Source organism: Marmoricola sp. RAF53, assembly GCF_052114005.1.
GTDB lineage: Bacteria > Actinomycetota > Actinomycetes > Propionibacteriales > Nocardioidaceae > Marmoricola.
Window position 1 is genome coordinate 47,186 of record NZ_JBFRDX010000004.1, and the last position, 27,000, is coordinate 74,185.

Sequence of the window (27,000 nt, forward strand, 5' to 3'; positions counted from 1 at the left end):
TGGCACAGTTGGTGCTGTCATCGTTTTGTGCAGACCCCACCCCTCCCCGGAGACGGCCCCGCCTTCCGGCCGCGCCCGCCCTCCCACCGCGCCCGGTTCGCCCGCGCCGCCACCCGGCTCACCATCCGCCCGCTCGAGCACCTGATCCCCGACAACGAGCTCGGCATCGCGATCACCCGGCGCGTCCTCGCCACGCTGATGGCCGGCGCCGCGGTCACCGCACGCGACGTCCGGGTCACCCCGGTCGACCACGGCACCCGCGACCACGGCCGGATCAAGGGCGAGTGGACCGAGCCCGCCGGCGCCCGTTCAGGGGCCCGGACCGACGGGGTCGTGCTCTACATCCACGGCAGCGGCTACAACCTCTGCTCGACCCGCACCCACCGGCCGCTGGTCACCCGCATCGCCGAGCAGACTCGGATGACCGTCTTCAGCACCGAGTACCGGCTCGCGCCGCGGCACGTGTTCCCGGCCGCCGCCGAGGACGTCGAACGGGCCTACGACTGGCTGCTGGCACAGGGCTGGCGGCCCGACCAGGTCGTCGTCGCCGGCGACTCGGCCGGCGGTCACCTCACCCTCGACCTCGCCCTGGTGCTGCTCCGCGCCGGGCGCGCGCTGCCGGCCGGGCTGGTGATGTTCTCCCCGCTGGTCGACCCCTCCTGCGACCTGATCGAGCAGCGCGAGCAGGTCGTCCCCGACCCGATGATCTCCGCGGCCGGCGTACGTCGCCTGCTGGCGCACTACCTGGCCGGGACCGACCCCCGGCACCCGCGGCTGACCCACGTGGTCACCGAGGACGAGCAGCTGCCGCCCACCCTGATCCAGGCCGGCGGGGCGGAGTTCCTCGCCGCTGACGCGCACCACCTCCACGACATGCTCCGGGCCGGCGGGACCGACGTGACGCTGGAGGTCTGGCCCGGCCAGATGCACGTCTTCCAGGCGGCCGCCCGGATGGTGCCCGAGGCCGACCGGGCACTGCGCCGGGCCACCCGCTTCATGGTCGACGCGCTGGAGAGCCGGGCCGCGGCCGCCGGCGGATCCGCGGTGACGGCATGAGCAGCCGGGTCTCGCGGAAGTCGCGGGCCGTCGTCACCGGCGCCGCCAGCGGCATCGGCCGGGCCTTCGCGCTCGAGCTCGCCCGCCGCGGCGGCCAGGTGGTGGTCAGCGACCTCGACCTCGCCGGCGCCCGCCGCACGTCCCACGTGATCCAGGACGAGGGCGGCGAGGCGGTCGCCGTGCGCTGCGACGTGTCCCGCCTCGAGGACGTGCAGGCGCTCGCCAGCGACGCGATCCGCTGGTTCGAGGGCGTCCCGACCCTGGTGGTCAACAACGCCGGTGTCGGAGCCGGCGGCAACGTCGTCGGGGACGTGCCGATCGAGGACTGGCAGTGGACGCTGGGGATCAACCTGTGGGGCCCGATCCACGGCTGCCACGTCTTCGCGCCGATGCTCCGCGAGGCCCGTGCCGCCGGGACCATCGAGCGCGGCGGCATCATCAACGTCGCGTCCGCGGCGAGCTTCGGCGCGGCTCCGCGGATGGCGGCGTACAACGTCAGCAAGGCCGGCGTGCTGTCGCTCTCGGAGACGCTCGCCGCCGAGCTGGCCGGCACCGGCATCGGGGTCAGCGTGCTCTGCCCGACCTTCGTGAGGACCAACATCGTCGGCGCCGGCCGGATCAACGCCTCGGCCGCCTCCGCCGCGACCCGGCTGATGCGGTTCGGGATGTCGCCCGACCGGGTCGCCCGGATCTGCCTGGACGCCCACGACCACGGTGCCCTGCACGTGCTGCCGCAGCTCGACGCGAAGCTCGGCTGGCAGGTCAAGCGCACCTTCCCGCACACCTGGACCCGGGTGCTCGGACTGCTCGAGCGCTACGGCCCGATCGACGACGAGGTGCCGACCGAAGGAGAGGTGAAGATCCGTGGACTTCGATGAGATGCTCGCGAAGATCAAGGACCGGCAGTGGGCGCTGGCCGACATCGACTGGGACGGCCCCGGCGCCGAGACGATCAGCGACGAGTTCCGGCCGCGGCTCAAGGCGTTCATGGCCGACCTCTGCTGGATCGAGAACGTCGGCGCCCGCGGTTTCGCCGCGCTGGCGACCAAGGCGCCCACGCCCGTGATCGCGGAGATCTACCGCTACTTCCACGCCGAGGAGCAGCGGCACGCCAACGCCGAGCTCGCGCTGATGCGCCGCTGGGGGATGCTCGCCGAGGACGAGATCCCCGAGCCCAGCGTGAACATCCGGATGGCGATCGAGTGGCTCGACACCTACGGCGACGACATGCCGCTCTCCGTGCTCGGCACGGTCATCCCGATGCTGGAGGTCGCGCTCGACGGTGCGCTGCTGAAGTTCCTCCTCGAGGAGGTCCAGGACCCGGTCTGCCACCAGGTCTTCGAGAAGATCAACAACGACGAGTCCCGGCACATCGCGGTCGACTTCGCGGTGCTCGACCTGATCGGCCACGCCCACGCCCGCAAGCTCGCCGTCGACTTCGTCGGCAACGTCGCCAGCCCCGGCCTGATCATCGGCGCGCTGATGTACGTGCCGCTGCTCAACCGGATGCGCAACAACCTGGTCGGGATGGGGCTGCAGCCCGAGAAGCTGTACGCCGCGATGGCCCGGTTCGAGAAGCTCGGCTCCCGCGGCGAGCACACCCACCGGGTCCCGCTCTACCAGGTGCTCCGGGTGCACGCGTCGATGGTGATCGACCCCGCGCACCCGTACCACCTGCTGGCGAACACGATGGTCAAGGTCAGCGAGCACTACCCGCGGGCGCTGTTCCGGCCGATCCCGACCTGGTTCCGCGAGCTCACCTACGAACCGGTCAGCCGGACGGTCCGCAAGGGGATGAACGCCGCATGAGCCCACGCGAGGCACGCGAGCCCCGGGAGCCGCGGGTGCACACCGCCGTCGTGATCGGCGCCGGCTTCCTCGGCCTCGGGACCGCGATCAAGCTGCGCGAGGCCGGCATCGAGGACTTCGTCGTGCTGGAGCGGGCCGACCGGGTCGGCGGCACCTGGCGCGACGCGACGTACCCGGGCGCGGCCTGCGACATCCCCTCGCTGCTCTACTCGTTCTCGTTCGCGAGCAACCCGGGCTGGTCGCGGGCGTACTCGCCGAGCGCCGAGATCCGCGCGCACATCGAGGACCTGGTCGACCGGTTCGACCTGGCCGGCCACCTGCGCCTCGGCACCGAGGTCACCGCGCTCGCCTTCGACCGCTCCGCCGGCGTCTGGACGGTCTCGACCAGCCAGGGGGAGTACCGGGCCCGCGCGGTCGTGGCCGCGTCCGGTCCGCTGTCGGACGCCAGCCTGCCGGACCTGCGCGGCATCGAGGACTACCGCGGCGCCAAGATCCTCAGCGCCCGCTGGGACCACGACGTCGACCTCGCCGGCAAGGACGTCGCGGTGATCGGGACCGGCGCCAGCGCGGTGCAGATCATCCCCGAGCTGGTGCGGACCGCCGGTTCGGTGAAGGTCTTCCAGCGCACCGCCGGCTGGGTGATGCCGCGGCTGGACGGGGAGATCCCGCAGACCGCCCGGGAGGTCTTCGCGCGGCTGCCGCTGGCCCAGCGGGCCGCCCGGACCGCCCTGTACGGCGTCCACGAGGTGATGGCGACCGGCCTGGTCTGGGACACCCCGGTGACCAGCCTGATCCAGCAGGTCGGCCGGCTGCACCTGAGGCTGACCGTGAAGGACCGCTGGCTGCGCCGTCAGCTGACCCCGGACTTCCGGGCCGGCTGCAAGCGGATGCTGATGTCCAGCGACTACTACCCGGCGCTCCAGCAGGACAACTGCAAGCTGATCACCTGGCCGATCGCCACCCTCTCCCCGGACGGGATCCGGACCAGCGACGGGGTCGAGCACCAGGTCGACGCGATCGTCTTCGCCACCGGGTACGACGTCCACCTGGAGGGCCCGCCGTACCCGGTGACCGGCCTGGACGGACGGCTGCTCCAGGACGAGTGGTCCGGCCACCCCCAGGCCTACAAGAGCGTCAGCACGCACGGCTACCCGAACCTCTTCCTCACCTGCGGGCCGAACTCGGGCCCCGGGCACAACTCGCTGCTCGTCTACGCCCAGGGCCAGATCGGCTACGCGGTGGCCGGCATCCGTGCCATCGTCGAGCGGGACCTGCGCTACCTGGACGTGCGCAAGGACGTCCAGGACGCCTACAACGAGCGGATCCAGCGCCGGCTGCGGAGCACGACCTGGATGTCGGGCTGCACCAGCTGGTACCTGACCGCGGACGGGTTCAACGCCTCGATGTACCCGGGCTTCGCGACCCAGTACCTTCGGCAGATGCGTGACTTCCGGATCTCCGACTACGACGTCGCCTCGCACGGTGCCCGCCGGCTCTGGGCCGCCGGCGTCGCGGCGGTCTGAGGGCTGCGATGGACACCCCCCGGGTCAACCGCCGCGCCGTCGAGACGGTGCTGGAGTCGCTGCGCCGCGAGCTGGTCCGCGGTCAGCGGCAGCTCGCGCGCGACCCGCGGGGAGCAGTGCAGGGCGCGGTGCGCCAGCTGCTCTCGCTCGGCCCGGCCCGGGTGCAGGCCGACCGGGTGCCGGACCCGGAGCGGCGCACCTACCGGATCGACGAGCTCGCCCAGGTCACCGGAGTCACGGTGCGCAACATCCGCGCCTACCAGGAGCGGGGCCTGCTGCCCGCCCCCGAGCGCCGCGGCCGGGTCGCGCTCTTCGACGACACCCACGTGTCCCGGCTGAAGATCATCACCTCGATGCTGGACCGCGGGTACTCGGCGGCGCACATCACCGAGATGCTCTCGGCCTGGGAGAGCGGCAAGGACCTGGCCGACGTGCTCGGCCTGGAGGGTGCGCTGGTGGCCGCCCACGTCGGCGAGGAGCCGGTCGTGGTCGACCGGGACGAAGCCCGCGAGCTGGCCGGCGGCGAGGTGGAGCTGGCCGTGCTGCTCGACGCCGGGCTGCTGGAGCCGGCCGGAGAACGGGCCGGAGAACGGGTCCGGGTGCTGCGCCCGGAGCTGGTGCGCGGGTTCGCGGAGATGCGTGGGTACGGGATCGGTACCAAGGACATGGTCCGGCTGTCCTCCGACGTCCAGGTCTCGGTCGACCGGATCACCCGCCGGCTCGTCGAGGAGGGCATGCGCCAGGTCGGCCACCGCTTCACCGGCGACGACCTCACCGGCGAGGGCGTCGGCGACCTGGTGGAGATGCTCACCCGCTTCCGGCACCTCGCGCTGACGAACGTGAACGCGGCGCTGGCCGGCTCGCTGGAGCAGCGGATCGAGGAGGTCCTCGCCGAGTTCCTGGCCGAGCGGCTGCGCGCCGCGGACGACGCCGGGTCGGCCTGATTCGCGAGCCCGGGAGCCGTTCGCCGAGCCGCCCGGGAGCCGGGCCTGTGGACGACGGCCGCGGCGCGGAAGCCGGAACGGCCAGCATCCGGGGATGGACCTTCCACTTCCCGACGACCTGCTGATCCGCGACGACGACGACCTGACCGACGCCTGGGAACGCCTGATGGGCGACCTGGTCTTCGGCGAGCGCATCCTCTGGATGCTCGTCCTCTCCTGCGACGGAGCGGTCGCCGGGCCGCTGCTCCAGGTCGCCGACCTCCCCGACGGCCCGTACGACGTCCCGGTGGAGGAGCTGGTCGGCTTCGTCCGCGATCTCCTCGAGGGACCGGGCGAGGCGGCCTCGGTGGCGTTCCTGCTGACCCGCCCCGGGACCGGGCCCTGGCACCTCGGCGACCGGGCCTGGACGCGGTACCTGCAGATCGCGGCCGCGGTGGTCGGCGACCGGATCTGGGCGGTCCACCGGGCCCACGACGGACTGCTCGAGGTCTGTCCCGTGGCGTGAGGACCGGTCAGGATGGGTCCATGGGTGACAGCATCTGGTCGTGGGACTCGGAGGACTCGATCCTCTCCATCCGCTCGAAGGGGTCGATCCTGTCGATCGGCAGCGTCGGGTCGATCGCCTCGATCGGCTCGATCGGCTCGATCGCCTCGGCGTTCTCGATCGGCTCGTTGGGCAGCACCTTCTCCGCGCTCTCCGCGCTCTCGCACCGTTCCGCGCTCTCCTGGCGCAGTCGCGGCGGAACCCTTGTCTCCGGAGAGCCCGACGGCGCAAGGTGGGAGCAGGAGGTGCGTGATGGAGGCCAAGGTCGGTGACCGCCTGGTGGTCGAGAGCAGGCACGTCGGGGAGCCCCGCAAGCTCGCCGAGGTGCTCGAGGTGCGGGGCGCGGACGGTTCGCCGCCGTACCTGGTGCGGTGGACCGACGGGCACGAGGGCCTGGTCTTCCCGGGGCCGGACGCCCACGTCGAGCACGCCGGCTGAGATTCAGCGGGCGGCGCGCTCGGACTCCTCGGCCCGCTGCAGCAGCAGGTCGCGCTCGCTGACGTTCTGGGTCAGGCCGGCAGCCTCCCGGAACGACACCGCGGCCCGCGCGTGCAGCCCGGCCCGGGACAGCAGGTCGCCGCGCACGCTCGGCAGCAGGTGCGAGCCGGCCAGCGCGTCCGGGGGCAGGTCCTCGAGGACGGCCAGCCCGGCGCCCGGGTCGAAGGCGCGGCCGTGCGCGACCGCGCGGTTCACCTCGACGACCGGGCCGGGGGCCGCCTGTGCCAGGACGTCGTACAGGGTCGCGATGGCGCGCCAGTCGGTCTCCGCGGCGGTGCGGGCGCGGGCGTGCCGGGACGCGATCGCCGCCTGCAGGTAGTAGCGCCCGACCGGCTTGCCGCGCACGGCGAGCAGCTCGGCCCGCTCCAGCGCGGCCAGGCCGCGACGGATCAGCAGCTGGTCCCACAGGGCGCGGTCCTGGTCCTCCAGCAGCACCGGCCGGCCCGCTGCGTCGGTCCGCGCGTCGGTCCGCGACGCCTGCAGCTCCAGCAGTGCCTGGAGGCCGTGCGCCTCCGGCTCCTCGGGCATCAGCCCGGCGAGCATCCGGGCCAGCCGGATCGCCTCGGTGGTGAGCTCGGGGCGCATCCAGTCGTCGCCGGCGGTCGCGCTGTAGCCCTCGTTGAAGATCAGGTAGATCACGGCCATCACGTCGTCGAGGCGCCGGACCCGGTCCTCGCCGGTCGGCAGCTCGAACTCGGCCCGCGCCTCGGCCAGGGTGCGCTTGGCCCGGGAGATCCGCTGGCCCATCGTGGACTCGGTGGCCAGGAAGCCGCGGGCGATCTCGGCGGTGCTCAGGCCCCCGACCAGGCGCAGCGTCAGGGCCGCGCGCGACTCCGGGGTGAGCGAGGGGTGGCAGGACAGGAAGATCAGCCGGAGGACGTCGTCCTCGATGTGGTCGACCTGGGCGTCGAGGTCCATCACGGCCTCCTCGCTCAGGGCGTGACCGAGCAGCGCGGTCTTCGCGCGCAGGTTGTCGGCGCGCCGGAAGTGGTCGATCCCGCGGCGCTTGGCGGTGGTCATCAACCACGCCGCGGGGTTCTCGGGGACGCCCGTGGCCGGCCACTGCTCCAGTGCGGCGACGAGGGCGTCCTGGGCCAGGTCCTCGGCGAGCTCGACGTCCCGGGTCATCCGGGTGAGCGCACCGACCAGGCGGGCCGACTCCGAGCGCCAGGTGGCGGTGATCGCGTCGGCGGTGGTGGGGACGTCGCTCACGTCGCCAGGGTAGGGCAGGGGTTTCGAGACAGGCGCTGCGCGCCTTGCTCAACCACCGGTGCTGCGCGCCTTCCTCGACCACCGGTGGTTGAGGAGGTCGCGCAGCGACCGTCTCGAAACCGATCAGGCGTCGGCGGCGGCCGGCGGCTCCTCCGGGATCTGGCGCAGCTGCGAGACCATCGAGCAGTCGGGCCAGTGCTTGGCGTGCAGCTCGGCGAACTCCCGGCTGCCCTCGATCGCGTCCTCGAGGGTGTCGTACTGCATGATCGCCCAGCCGCCGACGACCTCCTTGGCCTCGGCGTACGGGCCGTCCACGCGGGTGACCTCGCCGTTGCGGACGACGAAGTTCACGGCGTCCTCGGTGCCGAACAGGCCACCGCCGTCGAGGAAGACGCCCTTCGCGGCCTGCTCACCGACGTAGACGTCCATCGCGTCGAACATCGCCTGCGGCGGCGGCGCCTGGCCCTCTTCCATCCGAACGAATCCCATGAAACGCGGCATCTGGATCACACTCTCTCTGTCGTGGGGGGTGGTTCTTGCCCGTACGTCGAACGGCTCCCCGGCGCTTCGACATCGCCCGAGAAAAAAGTTCTACAGGTTCCAGAGGTACCGGCTCGTCGGCACCAGGTCCAGTCCGTCGCCCGCACCGAAACGCGCGCAGCTCTCCATCAGCCGGGTGATCCGGCGGTTGAGCTCCTCCTCGTCGCCGCCGCTGCCGTAGAACGCGTGCACGTCGGTCATCCCGGCCATCAGGAAGAGCTCCTCGACGATCGCCGAGATCACCGGCGCGTCCGGGGTGAGCGCCTCCTCGACGACGTTCTGGACGTAGCCGAACGTGTACTGGGTCTCGGAGGCGATCGGGGTGTGGCCGCCGAGCCAGATCTCCAGGTACTCCTCCTGGCTCATCCCCGCGGGCCGGCGCAGCACCGCGACGTTGGCCAGCGCGTCGGCGCGCTCGCCGTCGGGCACGACCGGCGGCTCGACCGGACGGTGCTCGGTGACCCGGTAGACCGACGGGCCGCCGTCCAGCGCCGCGAGCACGGACAGGGTGGCCGCCGCGTCCTCGGTCCACACGGTCACGAAACCGGTGATCGGGCGCCCCTGGCCGTCACCGGGGCCGAACCGCATCGCCGGCGCCACGTCGGCGTCGTCGAGGTTGACCTGCACCCGGGTGCACCCGGCGTCGGCGAGCCGGGCCCTGAGGTCGGAGCCGAGGTCGGAGCCGGGGCCGGGGGCGAGCAGGGCGGGGGCGTCGGCGCCGTGGAGGGCCGCGATCAGCTTGGTCACGCGTGCAATCTAGGGGGCCGGGCACGCGACCGGGCGGTGAATCCCGGCCTACGGTGGTCCGGTGATGTTCGACGTCGCGGCGGAGAGCTACGGCCGGTTCATGGGCCGGTACTCCGAGCCGCTCGCGGCACGCTTCGCGGAGACCGTCGACCTGGCGCCGGGACAGCGGGTCCTCGACGTCGGCTGCGGACCGGGGGCGCTCACCGCCGGGCTCGCCGCGCGGGTCGGCGAGGCCGCGGTCTCGGCGATCRACCCGTCGCCCCCGTTCGTCGCCGCGGCCCGGGCCCGGTTCCCCGGGGCCGACGTCCGGGAAGGCACCGCCGAGGACCTCCCGTACGACGCCGACGCCTTCGTGGCCGCCTTCGCCCAGCTGGTCGTGCACTTCATGGCCGACCCGGTCGCCGGCCTCGCCGAGATGGCCCGGGTGACCCGCCCCGGCGGCACGGTGGCGGCCTGCGTCTGGGACTTCGCCGGGGGAGCCAGCCCGCTGTCGGTCTTCTGGGACACGGTCACGGCGCGCGACCCCGGGGCGCTCACCGAGTCCGGGATGGCCGGTGCCCGCGAGGGGCACCTCGCGGAGCTCTTCGCCGCCGCGGGGCTGCACGGCGTCCAGGGCTACCTGACCGTGACCGTCCCGTACGCCGGCTTCGAGGACTGGTGGGCGCCGTACACGATGGGCGTCGGGCCGGCCGGGGCCTACGTCCAGCGGCTCGACCCGGACGCCCGCGACGGGCTCCGGGCCGCCTGCCGGGCCCGGCTGGGCGACGGCCCGTTCGAGGTCCGGGCGTCGGCCTGGTCGGTGACCGCGACCGTCAGGTGAGGTCGCTGGCGTCGTCGGGCACGTCCACGGCGTGCTCGCGGAGCTGCTCCAGCGGCACCAGCTCGAGGGCGCGCTCGCTGGTCGCGGCGAGCACCACCGGCGCCGCGACGCCGTCGTCGTAGGCCTGCTGCCAGCGGGCGGTCACGACGCACCAGCGGTCTCCCGGGTGCAGGCCGGGGAAGTTCCACTGCGGCAGCGGCGTCGTGAGGTCGTTGCCGACCGAGCGCTGGTGGGCCAGGAACTCCGCGGTCATCACCGCGCAGACGGCGTGCAGGCCGACGTCCTGCGGCCCGCAGGTGCAGGTGCCGTCGCGGTGGAACCCGGTCACCGGGTCGGTGCCGCAGGGCTCCAGCTCGCCGCCCAGCACGTTGCGCTCGTTCATGTGCCGAGCCTGCCACGTTCGTCCCGCGGCTACCGGCCGAGGAGCACAATGGGCGGGTGAGTCGTTCCCGTGTCCCCGTCCTCGCCGCCGCCGTCGGTGCCACCGCCGCGCTGGTCACCCCCGTCACCAGGGCCACCCGGGGCCTGCGCCGCTCGATGGGCGTGACGCCGACCGGGATCCGGTCGCCGCAGTACCGCGACGGGGCGTTCCACAACCGACTCCCGTCCGACGTGGTCGCGAGCGGGAACCAGGGCTCGATGGCCGTCGACTTCGCCCGCAAGGGCGACCGGGGCCGCCCCGAGGGCGCCGTGCCGCTGGTGACCCCGGACCTGCCCGCCACCGCCGCCGGCCTGGCGGCCACCTGGCTCGGCCACGCCACCGTCCTCGTCGAGATCGCCGGCCACTGGGTCCTGGTCGACCCGGTCTGGAGCGACCGCGTCTCCCCGTCCGCCAGCGTGGGGCCGAAGCGCAACCACCCGGTGCCGATGGAGCTCGCCGACCTGCCGCGGCTCTCCGCCGTGCTGATCTCCCACGACCACTACGACCACCTCGACACCGCGACCATCGACGCGCTCACCGCCCAGCAGGAGATGGTGTTCGTGGTGCCGCTGGGCATCGGCGCGCACCTGCGCCGCTGGGGCGTCCCCGAGGACCGGGTCGTCGAGCTCGACTGGGACCAGGCGCACACCGTCCGGCTCCCCGGCCTCGACGACCTGACCCTGACCTGCACCGAGGCGCGGCACTTCTCCGGGCGCGGGTTCACCCGGAACAAGACGCTGTGGTCCTCCTGGGCGATGACCGTGGGCGCCGGGAAGAAGCGCCGCGCGGTCTTCTTCGGCGGCGACACCGGCTACACGCCGGCGTTCGCCGACATCGGGGCGGCGTACGGGCCGTTCGACCTGACGGTGCTCCCGATCGGCGCGTACGACGACCGCTGGTCCGACATCCACCTCAACCCGGCCGAGGCGGTCCGCACCCACCGCGACGTCCGCGGCGGCGTGCTGCTGCCGGTGCACTGGGCGACCTTCGACCTCGCCTTCCACACCTGGTCGGCCCCGGTGGAGTGGCTGGTCGAGGAGGCCGCCGAGCACGGCGTCCGGGTCGCCGTGCCGCGTCCGGGGGAGCGCTTCGACGCCGGAGGCGACCTCCCGGTCGACGACTGGTGGACCGCGCCGGCCGGGCGCTGGGCGGGCCTGCCGGACGCGAACCGAAAAGAAGGCTAGATTGCCGGGCATGAGCGATCAGACGCCCGTGCCCCCGCCGCCGGACCTGTCGAAGAAGCCGTCCGCCGAGACTCCCTCCGCCGACGCAGTGCCGCCGCCGCCTCCGCCGGTCCCGGCGCCGGCGTACGGGGCCCCGGTGCCGCAGATGTACGGCCCCGGCCCGGTCGGCAAGGTGCGCTCGACGGGTCTCGCCTTCCTGTGGATGATCCTCACGCTCGGCATCTACAGCTTCTTCTGGATGGGCTTCGTGCACAGCGAGCTGAAGCAGCACACCGGCCGCGGCGTCGGCGGCGCGATCGCGGTCATCATCTGGCTCTTCGTCGCGCCGGTGATGATGTTCCTGACGCCGCTGGAGATCGGCAACACCCAGGAGCTGGCCGGCCGGAAGCCGACCGTCTCGGCGCTGTGGGGCCTGTGGTTCCTGCTCCCGCTGATCGGCCCGATCGTCTGGTTCGTCAAGGTCAACGGCGACCTCAACGAGTACTGGGAGTCGATGGGCGCGACCGCCTGACCCGTTCCCGCGCACGTCTTCGTACGACGGCCGCCGACCCGGACACGTCCGGTCGGCGGCCGTCGGTGTTCCCGCATAGTCTTAGCCGGACATGAGCATGCAGTTCCCGATCCCCGGCCTCCCGACCACGCAGCCCGAGGAGACCGCGCGCCGTCGCCGCCCGACCCGCGACGAGCTGCTCGCCGGGCTCAACGAACCGCAGGCCCGCGCGGTCGTGCACGAGGGCGCCCCGCTGCTGGTCGTCGCCGGCGCCGGCTCCGGCAAGACCCGGGTGCTGACCCGGCGGATCGCCTGGCTGATCACGGAGCGCGGCGCGCACCCGGGCTCGATCCTGGCGATCACGTTCACCAACAAGGCCGCCGCCGAGATGCGCGAGCGCGTCGAGGAGCTCGTCGGCGGCCGGGCCCGGATCATGTGGGTGAGCACGTTCCACTCGTCCTGCGTGCGGATCCTGCGCAAGGAGAGCGACAAGCTCGGCTTCAAGTCGAACTTCACCATCTACGACGCGGCCGACTCCAAGCGGCTGATGACGCTGGTCTGCCGCGACCTCGACCTGGACGTGAAGCGCTACCAGCCGCGAGCGATCCTGAACTGGATCTCGAACGCGAAGAACGAGCTCCAGGACCACGAGGAGGCCGCGAAGGACGCCGGCAACGACCAGGAGCGCACCTACGCGGAGGCGTTCCGCGTCTACCAGGAGCGGTTGCGGCAGGCGAACGCGTTCGACTTCGACGACCTGCTGATGCAGACCGTGCTGCTGTTCCGGGCGTTCCCCGACGTGCGGGAGAACTGGCGCCGCCGGTTCCGGCACGTGCTCGTCGACGAGTACCAGGACACCAACCACGCCCAGTACGCGCTGATCCACGAGCTCTGCGCGGACTCCCTGGAGGAGACCGGCGCACCCGAGGGCGTCCCCGGCGCCGAGCTGATGGTCGTCGGTGACGCCGACCAGTCGATCTACGCGTTCCGCGGCGCGAACATCCGCAACATCATGGACTTCGAGCAGGACTTCCCGAACGCGGAGACGGTGCTGCTGGAGCAGAACTACCGTTCGACGCAGACGATCCTGACCGCGGCCAACGCGGTGATCGGGCACAACGAGGGCCGGACGCCGAAGCGGCTGTGGTCCGACGCCGGCGACGGCGCCAAGATCACCGGGTACGTCGGCGACGACGAGCGCGACGAGGCCCGGTACGTCGCCGAGGAGATCGACCGGCTCACCGACGAGGGCTCGGCCCGCGCCGGGGACGTCGCCGTCTTCTACCGGACCAACGCGCAGTCCCGGGTGTTCGAGGAGGTCTTCATCCGGGTCGGGATGCCCTACCGGGTGGTCGGCGGCGTCCGGTTCTACGAGCGCAAGGAGGTCAAGGACGCGCTGGCCTACCTGCGGACCTTGGCGAACCCGAGCGACCTGGTCTCGCTGCGCCGGATCCTGAACACCCCCAAGCGCGGGATCGGGGACCGGGCCGAGGCCTGCCTGGACGCGTTCGCGACCCGCGAGCGGATCACGTTCTGGGAGGCGCTGCAGCGGGCCGGCGAGGCTCCCGGCCTCGCCAGCCGCTCGCTGAACGCGATCAGCGCGTTCGTCGAGCTGATCGAGCAGCTCCAGTCGATGGTCGCCGCGGGGGAGCGGGTCGACGTCGTGCTGGAGCAGACCCTGACCCGCAGCGGCTACCTCCAGGAGCTGGAGGAGTCCGACGACCCGCAGGACGAGACCCGGGTGGAGAACCTGGCCGAGCTCGTCGCGGTGGCCCGCGAGTTCGCCGACGACCCGCAGCTCGGTCCGAGCGCGGACCCGGCGGACGCCGTCCTGGCCGAGGGGGACCCGGCGGCCGATCCCGTCGTACCGGGCCTGACCGACTTCCTGGAGCGGGTCGCCCTGGTGGCCGACTCCGACCAGATCCCGGATGCGCCCGAGGGCGACGGTGCTGACGGGGAGGGGGCGCCCGGCGTCGTCACCCTGATGACCCTGCACACCGCCAAGGGCCTGGAGTTCCCGGTCGTCTTCCTGACGGGGCTGGAGGACGGGGTCTTCCCGCACCTGCGCTCGCTCGGCGACAAGCCCGAGCTGGAGGAGGAGCGCCGGCTCGCGTACGTCGGCCTCACCCGCGCCCGGGAGCGGCTCTACGTCTCCCGCGCGGTGGTCCGCTCCGCGTGGGGCGCCCCGGCGCACAACCCGGCCTCCCGGTTCCTCGACGAGCTGCCGGTCGACCTCGTCGACTGGAAGCGGACGCAGGCCGAGATGACCAGCTGGGGGCGGCCGGCTGCCTCTGATTTCGGGGCGGGGGGCGGCGGCTACGGCTCGGGCAGCCTCACCGGCCGCGGCCGGCAGGCGATGCAGACCCGCTTCAGCAGTGCCACCGCGTCAGCGGACGCGTCGAAGAAGGCGACGGCCGGGCGCGCGATCCCGACTCTCGACCCGGGGGACCGGGTCCAGCACGACTCGTTCGGCCTGGGCACCGTGGTCACGGTCGAGGGCGCCGGCGACAAGGCGGTCGCGAGCATCGACTTCGGCAGCGAGGGCGTGAAGCGGCTGCTGCTGCGGTACGCGCCGGTGGAGAAGCTCTGAGCGCTTGAACTACGGAGTCACTCCGTGAAACAGGAACGCCGGGTACGGGTCGACCGGGTCGCCGCCGCCGGGGCGGACCTCGATGTGCACGTGCGGGCCGGTGACGTTGCCGGTGCTGCCGATGCGGCCGATCTGCGCGGACTGGATGATCTTCTGACCGACGGTGACACCGATCTCGGACTGGTGGCAGTACCAGATCTCGGTGCCGTCGGGGAGGGTCTCGACGGTCTTGTTGCCGTAGGCGCCGTCGAATCCGGTCGAGGTGATCACGCCGTTGGCGACCGCGAAGATCGGGGTGCCCGTGGGGGCGGCGAAGTCGAGGCCGGTGTGGTTGTGGGACCACAGCCCGCTGGACTGACCGAAGCGGGCGGTCAGGTGGTAGCCGATCGTCGGCAGCACCCAGAGGTTCTTGGCGATCTGGTCGGCGCGGCGCTGGGCGGAGGCGGCCAGTGAGGCGAGCTGTGCGTTGCGCTGCTGGTTCTGCTCCTCGACCGCGGCCTTGAGCTTCTGGTCGGCCACGTCCTCGGCGGCCTGGCGCTCGGAGTCGCGGCTGATCGCCTGCGCGCGCGGGTCGTCGCCGGTGAAGTTGAAGGCGTCGGTGCCGCTGAACGAGTCGGACGCGCCGGCAGAGAGCTGGATGTTCTGGCTGCCCGGGAGCGCCCCCTGGCCCATGCCCACGGCACCGACGGCGGCCGCAGCAATGGCAACGGTCCCGACGATGGTCGGGACCGCGGGGATCTTCCGGAGCCGGTTCGCCTGCGCCTGGCGACGGGTGGCCTTGCGCTTGCCGGTCGCGGCGCGGGTGCCGGTCGCAGCAGGGGTCGGGGTCGCGGCGGCCTCGTGGCCGCTGCGGTCTGCCCGGTGGTTACCCATGCTGTCCTTGCTCGTGTTCTTGCCTCGTCGGCGTTTCACTTGCCCGCCGAACTGTAACGGAACGGTCACGGGGGAGTGAAATCCTGACCGCGACCACTGTGCACAACGGAGGAAGCCGTTCCGGGATACGGGGTAACCCGGAACACGTTCTACTAGGACGTCCTAGTACTCTGCCGGTCATGTTGCGCATCGTTGTTGCCAAGCCAGGCCTCGATGGCCACGACCGTGGTGCCAAGGTCGTGGCCCGCGCGCTGCGTGATGCCGGACATGAGGTCATTTATACCGGTTTGCACCAAACGCCGGAACAGATCGTGGAGACCGCGATCCAGGAGGACGCCGATCTGGTCGGCCTCTCGGTGCTCTCCGGAGCCCACATGACCCAGTTCCGCCGGATCATCGAGCTGCTCGCCGAGCGCGACGCCGCGGACATCGTCGTCTTCGGCGGTGGCATCGTCCCCGACGAGGACCTGCCCGCGCTGACCGAGCTGGGTGTCGCCAAGATCTTCACCCCCGGCGCGACCACCACCGAGATCACCGACTGGGTCAACACCCGCTTCCCCGACCAGGCCTGAGGTCCGCGGCGCCGCCGTCGGCGTTCCACGACCTGACCCGGTTCACGGGACGAGCGTCAACAGGTTTACGCTCGCCTGTGGCTCCGCCCTTGTGGCAGAGCCCCCGCATGCATTGACGCAGCAAGAGCAGTGCAGTCCTCAAAGAATTGGGTGAACCCGTGGATCTGATGGAGTACCAGGCGAAGGAGCTCTTCGCCAAGCACGGCGTCGCGACCACCCTCGGTGTGGTCGTCGAGACCGCCGAGGAGGCCAAGGCAGCCGCTGAGAAGCTGGGCGGCGTCACCGTCGTCAAGGCGCAGGTCAAGGCCGGTGGCCGCGGCAAGGCCGGCGGCGTCAAGCTCGCCAAGACCGCCGACGAGGCCTTCGAGCACGCTTCCAACATCCTGGGCATGGAGATCAAGGGCCTGACGGTCAACCGCGTCCTGGTCACGCCGGCGACCCCGCCGGTCGAGGAGTACTACTTCTCGTTCCTGCTGGACCGCGCCAACCGCTCGCACCTGTGCATCGCCTCGGTCGAGGGCGGCGTCGAGATCGAGGAGGTCGCCAAGACCAACCCCGAGGCCGTGCGCCAGATCCCGATCAACGCGATCGAGGGCGTCACCCCGGAGAAGGCCGCCGAGATCGTCGACGACGCCAAGTTCCCGGCCGAGCTCCGTGACCAGGCCATCGAGATGGTCCAGCAGCTCTGGAAGGTGTACGTCGAAGAGGACGCCACCCTCGTCGAGGTGAACCCGCTCGCCCGCCTCGAGGGCGACAAGCTGGAGGCCCTGGACGGGAAGGTGTCGCTCGACGACAACGCCTCCGAGGTCCGCCACCCCGACCACGAGCACTTCGAGATCCGCGAGGAGGCCGACCCGCTCGAGGCGAAGGCCAAGGACCTCGGTCTCAACTACGTCAAGCTCGACGGCCAGGTGGGCATCATCGGCAACGGCGCGGGTCTGGTCATGTCGACCCTCGACGTCGTCGCGTACGCCGGCGAGAAGCACGGTGGCGTGAAGCCGGCGAACTTCCTCGACATCGGCGGCGGCGCGAACGCCCAGGTGATGGCCAACGGCCTCGACGTCATCCTCAACGACCCCCAGGTCAAGAGCGTCTTCGTGAACGTCTTCGGCGGCATCACCGCGTGCGACGAGGTCGCGAACGGCATCAAGGGCGCGCTGGAGATCCTGGGTGACTCCGAGACCAAGCAGCTCGTCGTCCGGCTCGACGGCAACAACGTCGAGCAGGGGCGCGCGATCCTCGCCGAGCTCAACCACCCGCTCGTGACCGTGGTCGACACCATGGACGGCGCGGCCGACAAGGCCGCCGAGCTGGCGAACAACTGAAACAGGAGAACTTGAAGCAATGACGATCTACCTCAACAAGGACTCCAAGATCATCGTCCAGGGCATCACCGGGGGGATGGGCTCCAAGCACACCAACCTGATGCTCCAGGCCGACGCCAACATCGTGGGCGGCGTGAACGCGCGCAAGGCCGGCACCACCGTCGAGCTCAACGGCAAGGAGCTCCCGGTCTTCGGCACCGTCGAGGAGGCCATGAAGGAGACCGGCGCGAACGTGTCCGTGGCCTTCGTCCCGCCGGCGTTCACCAAGGACGCCTGCATCGAGGCCATCGACGCCGAGATCCCGCTCCTGGTGGTCATCACCGAGGGCGTCCCGGTCCAGGACACCGCCGAGGTGTTCGCGTACCTCGACGGCAAGACCACCCGGATGATCGGCCCGAACTGCCCGGGCATCATCTCCCCGGAGGAGTCGCTGGCCGGCATCACGCCGCACACCATCGCGGGCAAGGGCCCGATCGGTCTCGTCTCGAAGTCGGGCACGCTGACCTACCAGATGATGTACGAGCTGCGTGACTACGGCTTCACCACCGCCATCGGCATCGGCGGCGACCCGATCATCGGCACCACGCACATCGACGCCCTCGAGGCCTTCGAGAACGACCCGGAGACCAAGGCGATCGTGATGATCGGCGAGATCGGCGGCGACGCCGAGGAGCGGGCCGCGGCGTACATCAAGGAGCACGTGACCAAGCCGGTCGTCGGTTACGTCGCGGGCTTCACCGCCCCGGAGGGCAAGACCATGGGCCACGCCGGCGCCATCGTCTCGGGCTCCTCGGGCACCGCGCAGGCGAAGAAGGAGGCCCTCGAGGCCGCCGGGGTCAAGGTCGGCAAGACGCCGTCCGAGACCGCCGCCCTGATGCGGGAGATCATGCAGTCGCTCTGATCTCGGCAGAACGCGACGAAGGCCCCCGGAGCGATCCGGGGGCCTTCGTCGTACGGGCGTCGTACCCAGCGGGCGGAGCCGCCTCCAGCCCGAAACTGGCGCTTCCGACCCGAAGCATCGGGCTGTCCGGCCGGTTTCCCCCCTTCCCTTGGGAAACCGCCGCCGCTCGCCCAGGCCTCAGGTGACGGCGTTGCGTTCCGCGTACGCCGGGTCGAGGTGCTCCCCGGCGGCCAGGACGGAGACCAGGTGCTCGACGGCGTCGTACACGTCGGCGTGGCCCAGGTAGAGCGGGGTGAAGCCGAACCGGGCGATCCCCGGGGCGTCGCCGTCGTCGCGGAAGTCGCCGATGACGCCGCGGGCGATCAGCGCCTGGACGATGCCGTAGGCGTGCTCGTGGCGGAACGAGACCTGGCTGCCGCGCCGGGCGTGGTCCAGCGGGGTGACGATCTCCAGGTCCGGCAGCCGCTCGCCGAGCAGCCGCACGAACAGGTCGGTCAGGGAGAGCGAGGCCGCCCGGAGGTCGGCCGTGCTGACGCCGTCGAAGGCCTCCAGGGCGGTGTCCAGGGCCGACAGCGCGAGGACCTGGTGGGTGCCGGACGCCCAGCCGGTCATCCCGGCGGCGCGGTCGTAGTCGCGGGCCATCGCGAACGGGGACGCGTGGCCCATCCAGCCGGTGATCGGCTGCCGGGCCGCCTCCTGGTGCCGCGGCGCCACCCAGGTGAAGGCGGGCGCGCCGGGGCCGCCGTTGAGGTACTTGTAGGTGCAGCCGACCGCGAAGTCGGCACCGGCGGCGGTCAGGTCGACCGGGACCGCGCCGGCGGAGTGGCAGAGGTCCCACTGGACCAGGGCGCCCTTCGCCTGGGCGGCGGCGGTGACCGCGGCCATGTCGTACATCGCGCCGGTGCGGAAGTCGACGTGGGTCAGCGACAGCAGCGCGACTCCCGCGTCGACCGCGGCCACCGGGTCCGCCGGGTCGCACCAGCGCAGCTCCAGGCCGAGCAGGTCGGCGACGCCCGCGGCGATGTAGCCGTCGGTCGGGAAGGTGGACGGCTCGACGACGAGGACCCGGCGCTCCGGGCGCAGCCGGGCGGCCGCGACGAACGTCTTGAACAGGGAAACGCTGGTCGAGTCTCCGACGTGCAGGTCGGCGGGCGCGGCGCCCACCAGCGGGGCGATCCGGGCGGCGACCCGGCCGACCAGCTCGATCCAGCGGCCGCCACCATCGGGCAGAGCGTTCCAGGAGCGGATCAGGCCCTCGCCCCACTCGCGCTCCACCACGTCGGCCATCCGGGCGGGCACGCCGGCCGGCAGCACCCCGAGCGAGTTGCCGTCGAGGTAGATCACGCCCTCGGGGATGCGGAACCGGTCGCGGGTGTGCCGCAGCGGGGACGCCTCGTCCAGCCGGACGGCGTCGTCGCGGGTCGTCGGAAGCGTTGCGGTCATCAGCCCACCTCGAAGAGTCGGTCCCTCGCTCGGTTCACCAGGGCCTGGAACGTTGCCTTGTCCACGTCGTACTTGTCCACCGGGGTCATCGTCACCTGGGCGACGTTCTTCCCGGCCCGGATCACCGCGGTCCAGTAGGCGACGCTCTCCTGGCGCTGGTTGACCTGGTTCTCCAGCCGCCACAGCGCGTACGACGACCCGCGGACGCCGTTGCGCGAGATCGTGCTGCGGCTGAGCGTGCTGCCGAGCTCCTTGTCCGGGCAGGCCTTCATCCGGGTCACCAGCCGGTCGTGGAACCGGGCCGCGGCCTGGGGGGTCGCGAAGGTGCCGATGGTCTCGGTCAGGCCGAACCGCTTCGGCAGCCCCGCGTTCGGGATCAGGAACGACCGGGTCAGCGGCTTGGTCGCGCCGGCCTTGGTGAAGCTCGCGTTGTCGCAGGTGGTCGCGGCCGGGTTCAGCGTGGCCGGCTGCGGGTCGGTGCCCACCCAGGGACGCATCACCCGGCCGATCGCCGGCAGGTCGGCGATCGCGAGCATGCCGGGGGTCTCCCCGGACGGCGGCGGCAGGGTGGCCACGGTCTGCGGCGCGGTGACGCAGGCGCCGGCGACCGGGGACTCGCAGAGGTTCTGCACCGAGGCTGCCAGCACCTGGGCGAGCCGGTCCGCGGGCAGGGGCTTGTCGGCCAGGGACTCCAGGACGGTGGAGGTGGTCAGCGCCCCGGTCCGGGCGACGCCGACGACGTAGGAGCGGTCCTGCCTGCTCGGGATCCGCATCCGCAGGATCTGCGCCTGGTCGCCGACGCCGGTGACGTCGTAGGCGTCGACGAGCTGGATCCGGGCGACCCGGCAGCCGGTGTACCAGCCGAGGGTGGTGTCGTAGGCGGCCCGGGCGGCGCCGGGGGAGTTGGAGATCTCCACGGTCTGCACCAGGCCCTGGGGGGCCGGGACGCCCGCGGCGGCGAACTTCCGGACCCAGGTGCCGAGCCCGTTGTCGTCGGCGAAGCTCGACGTCTGGCACATCGTGTTGAGGCCGGTGCCCTGGGTGTTGTCGGTGGTCCCGGTCGGGGTCAACGGCTGGCGCGGGGTCAGCGGGGCGACCTGCTCGGGGGTGAGCAGCATCCGCTTCGCGACCAGCTCGGCCGGACGCGGCGCGGGCTTCGCGGGAGCGCCCTCCGCCACGAAGGCGCCGGCTCCGACGGTGAGGAAGGCGATCAGGGCGGACCCGACGATCGCGTGGTTGCGGCGCCGGCGCAGTCCGTTGCGGCGCACGATCGGGGCGCGCGGGAGCTTCACCGTGCCGGCCGCCTCGTCGAGGGTCTCGAGCCGGGCCCGGATCTCGGTGCTGTCGCACTCGAGGGCGAGCGCGGTGGCCGCGGTGGCGGCCTGCAGCGCCTCCTCGGTCTTCTCCCGGGTCAGGCCGACCTCGCGGCCGATGTCGTCCAGCGGCATCGTGGCGAGTTGGTTGAGGATCAGCACCCGGCGCTGCGCGTCGGGGAGCTTGTGCAGCGCCTCCAGCACGGCCGCCTGCTCGGCGGTGACGTGGCGCTCCTTGTGCCAGAGGCGGGCGGTGTGCCGGCGGGCCGCGGCGCTCCAGGCGCGCGGGCGCACCCAGTTCTCGGGGTCGTCGAGGCGGCCGGCCTTGTCCCAGTGGTGACGCGCGGCGACGTAGGCGTCCCGGACGGCGCTGCGCGCGGCACCCAGGTCGCCGGTGAGGGCGAACGTCTGCAGGACGAGGCGGCGACGGGTGGTGAGGTAGAACTCGTCGAATTCCTCGGCAGTTGGCATGACAGACCGAGGTTACCGGTGTGGCAAACCCGGGGCGTCACGGCGATGGGTGAGGATGTGAGGGAAATGACCGACCTGATCCGGCGTCCGACCGTCTCCTCCGGGCGACCCGAGGAGCCCGCGGGGCGTCCGCTGGGGGTCGTCGCCGCCGCTGCCGGCGCTCTCGCCGCGGTCGTCTCGCTCGTCCTCTGCCTCGCGCTCGCGCTGACGGCGTGGTTCCTCGCCGACGGAGGCGCCCACGGCGACACCACCGACGCGCTCCGGGCCGGGGCGGTCGCCTGGCTCGTCGGGCACGGCTCGCACGTGACCGTGTCCGGGACCCCGGTCGGGATGGTGCCGCTGGGGCTGACGGTGCTGCTGGTGCTGGTGGCGTACCGCAGCGGCCGCGCGGCCGTCCGGAACGCCGCCCCGGCGACCGACGACCGGGCCCTCGGATCCGCTGTCGCGATGCTGACCTGCGGCTACGTCGTCGTCGCCGTGCTCGTCGGGGTGCTCGCCTCGGCCGACGCCGGCGTGAGCCTGCCCCGCACGGTCCTCGGCGCCGCGGCCGTCGCCGCCGTCGGCGGCGGCCTCGGACTCGCGTCCGGGACCGGCCGGCTGGAGACCTGGGTCGCCCGGGTCCCGGAGTGGGCCCGCCAGGTCGCCGTCGGCGCGCTCGCCGGTGCGCTCGCCCTGGTGGTCTCCGGAGCCGTGCTCGTCGCCGTCGGCCTGCTGATCTCCTTCAACGAGGCCGCGACGGTCTTCTCCGGCCTCGACCTGAACGTCGGGGACGCCCTCAGCCTCACCGTCGCGACCGCCCTCTTCGCCCCGAACGCGGTCCTCCTCGGCTGCGCCTACCTGCTCGGCCCCGGGTTCGCGTTCGGCGTCGGCACCAGTGTGTCGCCCACCGCGGTGTCCCTCGGCGTGGTCCCGGCGGTCCCGGTCCTGGCCGCGCTGCCCGGTGACGGCCCCACCCCCGGCTGGCTCGCCGTCCTCATGGTCGTCCCGGCCGTCTGCGCCGGTCTCGGCACGGCCCTCGGTCGGCGTGGCGCAGTGACGGGCGGCGAGTCGCCGGCGTACGACGTGGCCGCGCTGCGCGGCGCCGGCGCCGGCTTCGGAGCGGGCGTGCTCGTCACCCTCGCGATCGCGCTCGCCGGCGGCCCGCTCGGCAGCGGCCGGCTGGCCGAGGTCGGCGCCCCGGTCGCCGAGGTGCTGGTCTTCGCCACCGGAACCATGGCGGTGGGGGGAGCCCTGGCCGGTCTCATCGCCACCTGGGCCGACCGCCGGGCCGAGCGGCGCCGGTAGCCTCGTCGCCGTGAGCGACGCCAACCCTGCCCGCCTCGTCGTCCTGGTCTCCGGCGCCGGGACCAACCTCCAGGCCCTGATCGACGCCTGCGCCGACCCGGCGTACGGCGCCAAGGTGGTCGCCGTCGGCGCCGACCGCGACGACATCGAGGGCCTGGCCCGGGCCGAGCGCGCCGGCATCCCGACGTTCGTCCGCAAGGTCGGCCAGTTCACCTCCCGCGAGCACTGGGACCTGGCCCTGACCGACACCGTGGCCGCCTTCGAGCCCGACGTCGTCGTGCTGGCCGGCTTCATGAAGCTGGTCGGGCCGGCGTTCCTGGGTGCGTTCGCCGACCGGGTGGTCAACACCCACCCCGCGCTGTGCCCGTCGTTCCCCGGCACCACCGGTCCCGCCGACGCCCTCGCCTACGGCGTGAAGGTGACCGGCGCGACCCTGTTCGTCGTCGACGCCGGGGTGGACACCGGCGCGATCATCGCCCAGGCGGTCGTCCCGGTGCAGGACGACGACGACGTCGAGAGCCTGCACGACCGAATCAAGGTCGCCGAGCGGGAGATGCTGGTCGAGAACGTCGGCCGGATGGCTCGCGAGGGGTTGACGATCAGCGACCGCCGAGTTCGTTTCGGCCGCTGACGTCGCTTAGAATCGCCGCACACGACTGGCGCAGCTGGGCCACCAGCAGGGAGTGAGTCGAGGCCGCATCGAACGCCTGGGTGCCCTCAGTCCGACCCGTGTACCCAGCCCCAGGAGTGTTCTCATGAGCGACCAGATCCCGATCAAGCGTGCGTTGGTCTCCGTCTTCGACAAGACCGGCCTCGACGACCTGGTCCGCGGCCTCGCCGAGGCCGGTGTGGAGCTGGTCTCCACCGGCGGCTCCGCCGCGCTGATCGAGGGCCTCGGCCTGCCGGTCACCAAGGTCGAGGACCTGACCGGCTTCCCGGAGTGCCTCGACGGCCGGGTCAAGACGCTGCACCCGCGGGTGCACGCAGGCATCCTGGCCGACCGCCGTCTGGACAGCCACGTCGAGCAGCTGGCCGACCTCGGTGTCGAGCCCTTCGACCTGGTGGTCGTCAACCTCTACCCGTTCGCCGCGACCGTGGCGGCCGGCGGCACGGTCGAGGAGATCATCGAGAAGATCGACATCGGCGGCCCCTCGATGGTCCGCGCGGCCGCCAAGAACCACCCGAGCGTCGCGATCATCACCGACGGCGCCGACTACCCCCGCGCGCTGGAGGCGGCACGCAGCGGCGGTTTCACCTACGACGAGCGCAAGGCTCTGGCCGCCAAGGCGTTCGTGCACACCGCGACGTACGACGTCGGCGTCGCCTCCTGGATGGGCAGCGTGCTGACCGACTCCAGCGAGGGCACCGGCTTCCCGGCCTGGATCGGCGGCACCTACGACAAGGCCACCGTGCTCCGCTACGGCGAGAACCCGCACCAGAAGGCGGCGCTCTACCTGAATGCTGCTTTTGACGGGCACAGCGGGCCGGCCGGCCTGGCGCAGGCCGAGCAGCTGCACGGCAAGGAGATGTCGTACAACAACTACGTCGACACCGACGCCGCCCGCCGCGCCGCGAACGACTTCGCCGAGCCGGCCGTCGCGATCATCAAGCACGCCAACCCGTGCGGTATCGCCGTCGGCGCCGACATCGCCGAGGCTCACCGCCGCGCCCACGAGTGCGACCCGGTCTCCGCGTTCGGCGGCGTGATCGCGGCCAACCGGCCGGTCACCGTCGAGATGGCCAAGCAGGTCGCCGACGTGTTCACCGAGGTCATCGTGGCCCCGGGCTACGAGGACGGCGCCGTGGAGATCCTCCAGGGCAAGAAGAACATCCGGATCCTGGTCGCCGCGGCCGGCGCGGGCTCCCCGGTCGAGACCCGGCCGATCAGCGGCGGGCTGCTCATGCAGACCGTCGACCACGTCGACGCCGTCGTCGAGGGCGGGGGCGACGACCCGTCGACCTGGACGCTCGCGACCGGCGAGGCCGCCTCGCCCGAGGTGCTCGCCGACCTGGCCTTCGCCTGGAAGGCCTGCCGCGCGGCCAAGTCGAACGCGATCCTGCTCGCCAAGGACGGCGGCTCGGTCGGCATCGGCATGGGCCAGGTCAACCGCGTCGACTCCTGCAAGCTCGCCGTCGAGCGGGCCAACGGCCTGGTCGAGGGTCCGGGAGGGAAGCTGGAGCGTGCCCGCGGCTCGGTGGCCGCCTCGGACGCGTTCTTCCCGTTCGAGGACGGCCCGCAGATCCTCATCGAGGCCGGGGTCACGGCGATCGTGCAGCCGGGCGGCTCGGTCCGCGACGAGCTGACCGTGGAGGCCTGCAAGGCCGCCGGCGTGACGATGTACTTCACCGGCACGCGGCACTTCTTCCACTGATCTCACAGACTCCCCAGGCAGGATGAACCACGTGACCGCACAGAAGCTCGACGGCAACGCCACCGCTGCCGCCATCAAGGACGAGCTCAAGTCCCGCATCGCCGCGCTCGCCGACCGGGGCATCGTCCCCGGCCTCGGCACCGTCCTGGTCGGCGACGACCCGGGCTCGCGCTGGTACGTCAACGGCAAGCACAAGGACTGCGCCGAGGTCGGCATCGAGTCGCTCCGGGTGGAGCTGCCCGGGACGGCCACCCAGGAGGAGATCGAGGCAGCCGTCGCCGGCCTCAACGCCGACCCGGCCTGCACCGGCTACATCGTCCAGCTCCCGCTGCCGAAGGGCATCGACGAGAACCGGGTCCTCGGTCTCATCGACCCGGCCAAGGACGCCGACGGCCTGCACCCGACGAACCTCGGCTGGCTCGTCCTCGGGACCGAGGCGCCGCTGCCGTGCACGCCGTACGGGATCGTCGAGCTGCTCCGCCGTCACGACGTCGCGATCGCCGGCGCCGAGGTGGTCGTGGTCGGCCGCGGTGTCACCGTCGGGCGCCCGATGGGGCTGCTGCTGACCCGGCGCTCGGAGAACGCCACCGTGACGCTGTGCCACACCGGCACCCGGGACCTGGCCGCCCACGTCCGCAACGCCGACATCGTGGTCGCGGCCGCCGGTGTCCCCGGGATCATCACCGCGGACATGGTCAAGCCGGGCGCGGCCGTGCTCGACGTCGGGGTCTCGCGCGTCGACGGAAAGATCGCCGGCGACGTGGCCGAGGACGTCTGGGAGGTCGCGGGCTGGGTCTCGCCGAACCCCGGCGGCGTCGGCCCGATGACGCGGGCGATGCTGCTGGCCAACGTCGTCTCCATCGCGGAAGGCACGCCGGCGACGTGACTCTCCCCGACCTCCCCGAGCAGAAGCGGCGCCGGCCGTCGACCTTCGGCGGCCTGATCTACCTGATCGTCGTGGCGGTGACCGTGGTCGGCTTCGCCCTGGTCGCGGCTGGTCCGTGGCGGCGGGGGATCGCGCTGGTCGGGGTCGGGCTGCTGTTCGCGTCGGGGATGCGCCTGGTGATCCACGAGGACGAGGCCGGGATGCTCCGGGTCCGCGGCCGCACGTTCGACGTGGTCGCGCTGGCCGGGGTCGGTGTCGCACTCATCGCGCTGGCCACCAACATCCCGGACCAGCCGGGGCTCTGAGATGGCCGTCAGGTTCGGGCTCGTCGGCACCGGCCACTGGGCACGCACCGTCCATGCCGTCGGGCTGGCCGCCCACCCCGAGGTCGACCTGGTCGGCGTCTGGGGCCGCGACCCGGGCCGGACGGGCGAGGTCGCGGACGCGCACGGTGCGGCGGCGTACGCGGACTTCGACGCCCTCGTCGCCGATGTCGACGCGCTGGCGTTCGCGGTGCCGCCGGACCTCCAGGCCGAGCTGGCGCTCCGGGCCGCCGAGGCCGGCCGGCACCTGTTCTTGGAGAAGCCGGTGAGCCTCGACCCGGCCGCGGCCGACGCGATCGTCGCCGCGACCGAGGAGCGCGGACTGGCGACGATGGTCTTCCTGATCCAGCGGTTCGTGCCGGCCTGGGAGGAGTGGCTGACCGAGGTGGCCGCCACCGGCCCGCTCGGCGGCCGCGCGGACTGGCTCACCAGCCAGGGCCCCGCCAGCCCGTACGCCGGCTCGACCTGGCGCCGCGAGCACGGGGCGCTCTGGGACGTCGGCCCGCACATGCTCTCCCAGCTGATCGCCGCGCTCGGCCCGGTGACCGACGTCGTCGGCGCCCGCGGCCGCGAGGACCTGGTGCACCTGGTGCTCACCCATGAGGGCGGCCGCACCAGCCGGATGTCGTTGAGCCTGCGGATGCCCGACGCGGCCCGCAGCATCGCCGTCGAGCTCTGGGGCGAGGACGGCTGGCACCGGCAGCCGGACGCCGAGCGGGACACCGGCGACGCCTACGCCCGTGCGCTCGGCGACCTGGTCGCCAACATCGGCTCGGGGGAGACAGCGCACCGTTGCGACGTCCGGTTCGGCCGGGACCTGGTGCACGTGCTCGCCCGCTGCGAGGCCGTGCTGGGCTGA

28 protein-coding genes and 1 riboswitch are annotated in these 27,000 nt (G+C 72.5%); of the genes, 21 read left to right on the forward strand and 7 right to left on the reverse strand.

The window, feature by feature from the left end; translation table 11 throughout:
- Positions 1 to 27: 27 nt before the first annotated feature.
- The 8 genes from AB4Y76_RS04400 to AB4Y76_RS04435 all read left to right on the forward strand — a co-directional run bounded on the left by AB4Y76_RS04400 (position 28) and on the right by AB4Y76_RS04435 (position 6,314).
- Entirely contained in the window at positions 28 to 1,056 is a 1,029-nt protein-coding gene (locus AB4Y76_RS04400) for an alpha/beta hydrolase (protein WP_441922522.1), read from the forward strand.
- Positions 1,053 to 1,934 carry an SDR family NAD(P)-dependent oxidoreductase gene (locus AB4Y76_RS04405; RefSeq protein WP_441922524.1) on the forward strand — a complete coding sequence of 294 codons (882 nt, stop codon included), beginning with the start codon at positions 1,053 to 1,055 and terminating at the stop codon, positions 1,932 to 1,934. The genes AB4Y76_RS04400 and AB4Y76_RS04405 overlap by 4 nt, the downstream gene beginning before the upstream one ends.
- Positions 1,921 to 2,865, forward strand: coding sequence for a ferritin-like domain-containing protein (locus AB4Y76_RS04410; RefSeq protein ID WP_441922526.1), 945 nt, complete (start codon positions 1,921 to 1,923; stop codon positions 2,863 to 2,865). Before AB4Y76_RS04405 ends, AB4Y76_RS04410 begins: the two co-directional genes overlap by 14 nt.
- Positions 2,862 to 4,388 carry a flavin-containing monooxygenase gene (locus tag AB4Y76_RS04415; RefSeq protein WP_441922528.1) on the forward strand — a complete coding sequence of 509 codons (1,527 nt, stop codon included), beginning with the start codon at positions 2,862 to 2,864 and terminating at the stop codon, positions 4,386 to 4,388. The genes AB4Y76_RS04410 and AB4Y76_RS04415 overlap by 4 nt, the downstream gene beginning before the upstream one ends.
- A gap of 8 nt (positions 4,389 to 4,396) precedes the next feature.
- The gene (locus AB4Y76_RS04420; RefSeq protein ID WP_441922530.1) at positions 4,397 to 5,332 is read left to right on the forward strand and encodes a MerR family transcriptional regulator; all 936 of its coding nucleotides are present in this window, start codon (positions 4,397 to 4,399) and stop codon (positions 5,330 to 5,332) included.
- 94 nt (positions 5,333 to 5,426) lie between these two features.
- Entirely contained in the window at positions 5,427 to 5,837 is a 411-nt protein-coding gene (locus AB4Y76_RS04425) for a hypothetical protein (RefSeq protein WP_441922532.1), read from the forward strand.
- Positions 5,838 to 5,857: 20 nt separating this feature from the next.
- Entirely contained in the window at positions 5,858 to 6,148 is a 291-nt protein-coding gene (locus tag AB4Y76_RS04430; RefSeq protein WP_441922534.1) for a hypothetical protein, read from the forward strand.
- Positions 6,129 to 6,314 carry a DUF1918 domain-containing protein gene (locus AB4Y76_RS04435; protein WP_441922536.1) on the forward strand — a complete coding sequence of 62 codons (186 nt, stop codon included), beginning with the start codon at positions 6,129 to 6,131 and terminating at the stop codon, positions 6,312 to 6,314. Before AB4Y76_RS04430 ends, AB4Y76_RS04435 begins: the two co-directional genes overlap by 20 nt.
- 3 nt (positions 6,315 to 6,317) lie before the next feature.
- On the opposite strand, the gene AB4Y76_RS04440 is transcribed toward AB4Y76_RS04435, so the two are convergent.
- The 3 genes from AB4Y76_RS04440 to AB4Y76_RS04450 form a co-directional block, all read right to left on the reverse strand.
- Positions 6,318 to 7,586: an RNA polymerase sigma factor gene (locus tag AB4Y76_RS04440; RefSeq protein WP_441922538.1), complete on the reverse strand. Its 1,269-nt coding sequence runs from the start codon at positions 7,584 to 7,586 to the stop codon at positions 6,318 to 6,320.
- Between the two features lie 123 nt (positions 7,587 to 7,709).
- Positions 7,710 to 8,060, reverse strand: coding sequence for a YciI family protein (locus AB4Y76_RS04445; RefSeq protein WP_441922540.1), 351 nt, complete (start codon positions 8,058 to 8,060; stop codon positions 7,710 to 7,712).
- Between the two features lie 117 nt (positions 8,061 to 8,177).
- Positions 8,178 to 8,873 carry a hypothetical protein gene (locus tag AB4Y76_RS04450; RefSeq protein WP_441922542.1) on the reverse strand — a complete coding sequence of 232 codons (696 nt, stop codon included), beginning with the start codon at positions 8,871 to 8,873 and terminating at the stop codon, positions 8,178 to 8,180.
- Positions 8,874 to 8,937: 64 nt separating this feature from the next.
- Between AB4Y76_RS04450 and AB4Y76_RS04455 the strand changes: the two genes are divergently transcribed.
- Positions 8,938 to 9,693, forward strand: a complete 756-nt coding sequence (locus AB4Y76_RS04455; RefSeq protein WP_441922892.1) for a class I SAM-dependent methyltransferase — start codon at positions 8,938 to 8,940, stop codon at positions 9,691 to 9,693.
- Here the strand turns inward: AB4Y76_RS04455 and AB4Y76_RS04460 are convergent.
- On the reverse strand, positions 9,686 to 10,075 hold the full coding sequence (locus tag AB4Y76_RS04460) for a DUF2237 family protein (protein ID WP_441922544.1): 390 nt from the start codon (positions 10,073 to 10,075) through the stop codon (positions 9,686 to 9,688). The two genes, AB4Y76_RS04455 and AB4Y76_RS04460, sit on opposite strands and share 8 nt — an antisense overlap.
- A gap of 56 nt (positions 10,076 to 10,131) precedes the next feature.
- On the opposite strand from AB4Y76_RS04460, the gene AB4Y76_RS04465 reads away from it, so the two are divergent.
- The 3 genes from AB4Y76_RS04465 (at position 10,132) to pcrA (ending at position 14,378) form a co-directional block, all read left to right on the forward strand.
- A complete protein-coding gene (locus tag AB4Y76_RS04465; protein ID WP_441922546.1) occupies positions 10,132 to 11,298 on the forward strand; it encodes an MBL fold metallo-hydrolase in 1,167 nt (388 codons plus the stop codon).
- A 10-nt stretch (positions 11,299 to 11,308) separates the two neighbouring features.
- Positions 11,309 to 11,809 carry a DUF4234 domain-containing protein gene (locus AB4Y76_RS04470; protein ID WP_441922548.1) on the forward strand — a complete coding sequence of 167 codons (501 nt, stop codon included), beginning with the start codon at positions 11,309 to 11,311 and terminating at the stop codon, positions 11,807 to 11,809.
- Between the two features lie 91 nt (positions 11,810 to 11,900).
- A complete protein-coding gene (pcrA, locus tag AB4Y76_RS04475; RefSeq protein WP_441922550.1) occupies positions 11,901 to 14,378 on the forward strand; it encodes a DNA helicase PcrA in 2,478 nt (825 codons plus the stop codon).
- Positions 14,379 to 14,387: 9 nt separating this feature from the next.
- On the opposite strand, the gene AB4Y76_RS04480 is transcribed toward pcrA, so the two are convergent.
- Positions 14,388 to 15,290 (reverse strand): M23 family metallopeptidase, encoded by a 903-nt coding sequence (locus tag AB4Y76_RS04480; protein WP_441922552.1) that lies wholly within the window; start codon positions 15,288 to 15,290, stop codon positions 14,388 to 14,390.
- Between the two features lie 140 nt (positions 15,291 to 15,430).
- Between AB4Y76_RS04480 and AB4Y76_RS04485 the strand changes: the two genes are divergently transcribed.
- The 3 genes from AB4Y76_RS04485 to sucD all read left to right on the forward strand — a co-directional run bounded on the left by AB4Y76_RS04485 (position 15,431) and on the right by sucD (position 18,049).
- Complete coding sequence (locus AB4Y76_RS04485; RefSeq protein ID WP_441922554.1) at positions 15,431 to 15,823, forward strand: cobalamin B12-binding domain-containing protein; 393 nt, start codon at positions 15,431 to 15,433, stop codon at positions 15,821 to 15,823.
- A gap of 158 nt (positions 15,824 to 15,981) precedes the next feature.
- Complete coding sequence (gene sucC / locus AB4Y76_RS04490) at positions 15,982 to 17,148, forward strand: ADP-forming succinate--CoA ligase subunit beta (RefSeq protein WP_441922556.1); 1,167 nt, start codon at positions 15,982 to 15,984, stop codon at positions 17,146 to 17,148.
- Positions 17,149 to 17,167: 19 nt separating this feature from the next.
- Positions 17,168 to 18,049 (forward strand): succinate--CoA ligase subunit alpha, encoded by an 882-nt coding sequence (gene sucD / locus AB4Y76_RS04495; protein WP_441922558.1) that lies wholly within the window; start codon positions 17,168 to 17,170, stop codon positions 18,047 to 18,049.
- A gap of 177 nt (positions 18,050 to 18,226) precedes the next feature.
- On the opposite strand, the gene kynU is transcribed toward sucD, so the two are convergent.
- Positions 18,227 to 19,492, reverse strand: coding sequence for a kynureninase (gene kynU, locus AB4Y76_RS04500; protein ID WP_441922560.1), 1,266 nt, complete (start codon positions 19,490 to 19,492; stop codon positions 18,227 to 18,229).
- Positions 19,492 to 21,276 (reverse strand): hypothetical protein, encoded by a 1,785-nt coding sequence (locus AB4Y76_RS04505; RefSeq protein WP_441922562.1) that lies wholly within the window; start codon positions 21,274 to 21,276, stop codon positions 19,492 to 19,494. Before AB4Y76_RS04505 ends, kynU begins: the two co-directional genes overlap by 1 nt.
- Positions 21,277 to 21,342: 66 nt before the next feature.
- Between AB4Y76_RS04505 and AB4Y76_RS04510 the strand changes: the two genes are divergently transcribed.
- The 6 genes from AB4Y76_RS04510 to AB4Y76_RS04535 all read left to right on the forward strand — a co-directional run bounded on the left by AB4Y76_RS04510 (position 21,343) and on the right by AB4Y76_RS04535 (position 27,000).
- Complete coding sequence (locus tag AB4Y76_RS04510) at positions 21,343 to 22,560, forward strand: cell division protein PerM (RefSeq protein WP_441922564.1); 1,218 nt, start codon at positions 21,343 to 21,345, stop codon at positions 22,558 to 22,560.
- Between the two features lie 10 nt (positions 22,561 to 22,570).
- The gene (purN, locus tag AB4Y76_RS04515) at positions 22,571 to 23,191 is read left to right on the forward strand and encodes a phosphoribosylglycinamide formyltransferase (protein WP_441922566.1); all 621 of its coding nucleotides are present in this window, start codon (positions 22,571 to 22,573) and stop codon (positions 23,189 to 23,191) included.
- Between the two features lie 11 nt (positions 23,192 to 23,202).
- A riboswitch (ZMP/ZTP riboswitch) is annotated at positions 23,203 to 23,280 on the forward strand.
- 35 nt (positions 23,281 to 23,315) lie between these two features.
- The gene (purH, locus tag AB4Y76_RS04520) at positions 23,316 to 24,932 is read left to right on the forward strand and encodes a bifunctional phosphoribosylaminoimidazolecarboxamide formyltransferase/IMP cyclohydrolase (RefSeq protein WP_441922568.1); all 1,617 of its coding nucleotides are present in this window, start codon (positions 23,316 to 23,318) and stop codon (positions 24,930 to 24,932) included.
- Between the two features lie 31 nt (positions 24,933 to 24,963).
- Complete coding sequence (locus AB4Y76_RS04525) at positions 24,964 to 25,818, forward strand: bifunctional methylenetetrahydrofolate dehydrogenase/methenyltetrahydrofolate cyclohydrolase (RefSeq protein ID WP_441922570.1); 855 nt, start codon at positions 24,964 to 24,966, stop codon at positions 25,816 to 25,818.
- Positions 25,815 to 26,123 carry a DUF3017 domain-containing protein gene (locus AB4Y76_RS04530; protein ID WP_441922572.1) on the forward strand — a complete coding sequence of 103 codons (309 nt, stop codon included), beginning with the start codon at positions 25,815 to 25,817 and terminating at the stop codon, positions 26,121 to 26,123. The genes AB4Y76_RS04525 and AB4Y76_RS04530 overlap by 4 nt, the downstream gene beginning before the upstream one ends.
- A gap of 1 nt (position 26,124) precedes the next feature.
- On the forward strand, positions 26,125 to 27,000 hold the full coding sequence (locus AB4Y76_RS04535; RefSeq protein ID WP_441922574.1) for a Gfo/Idh/MocA family protein: 876 nt from the start codon (positions 26,125 to 26,127) through the stop codon (positions 26,998 to 27,000).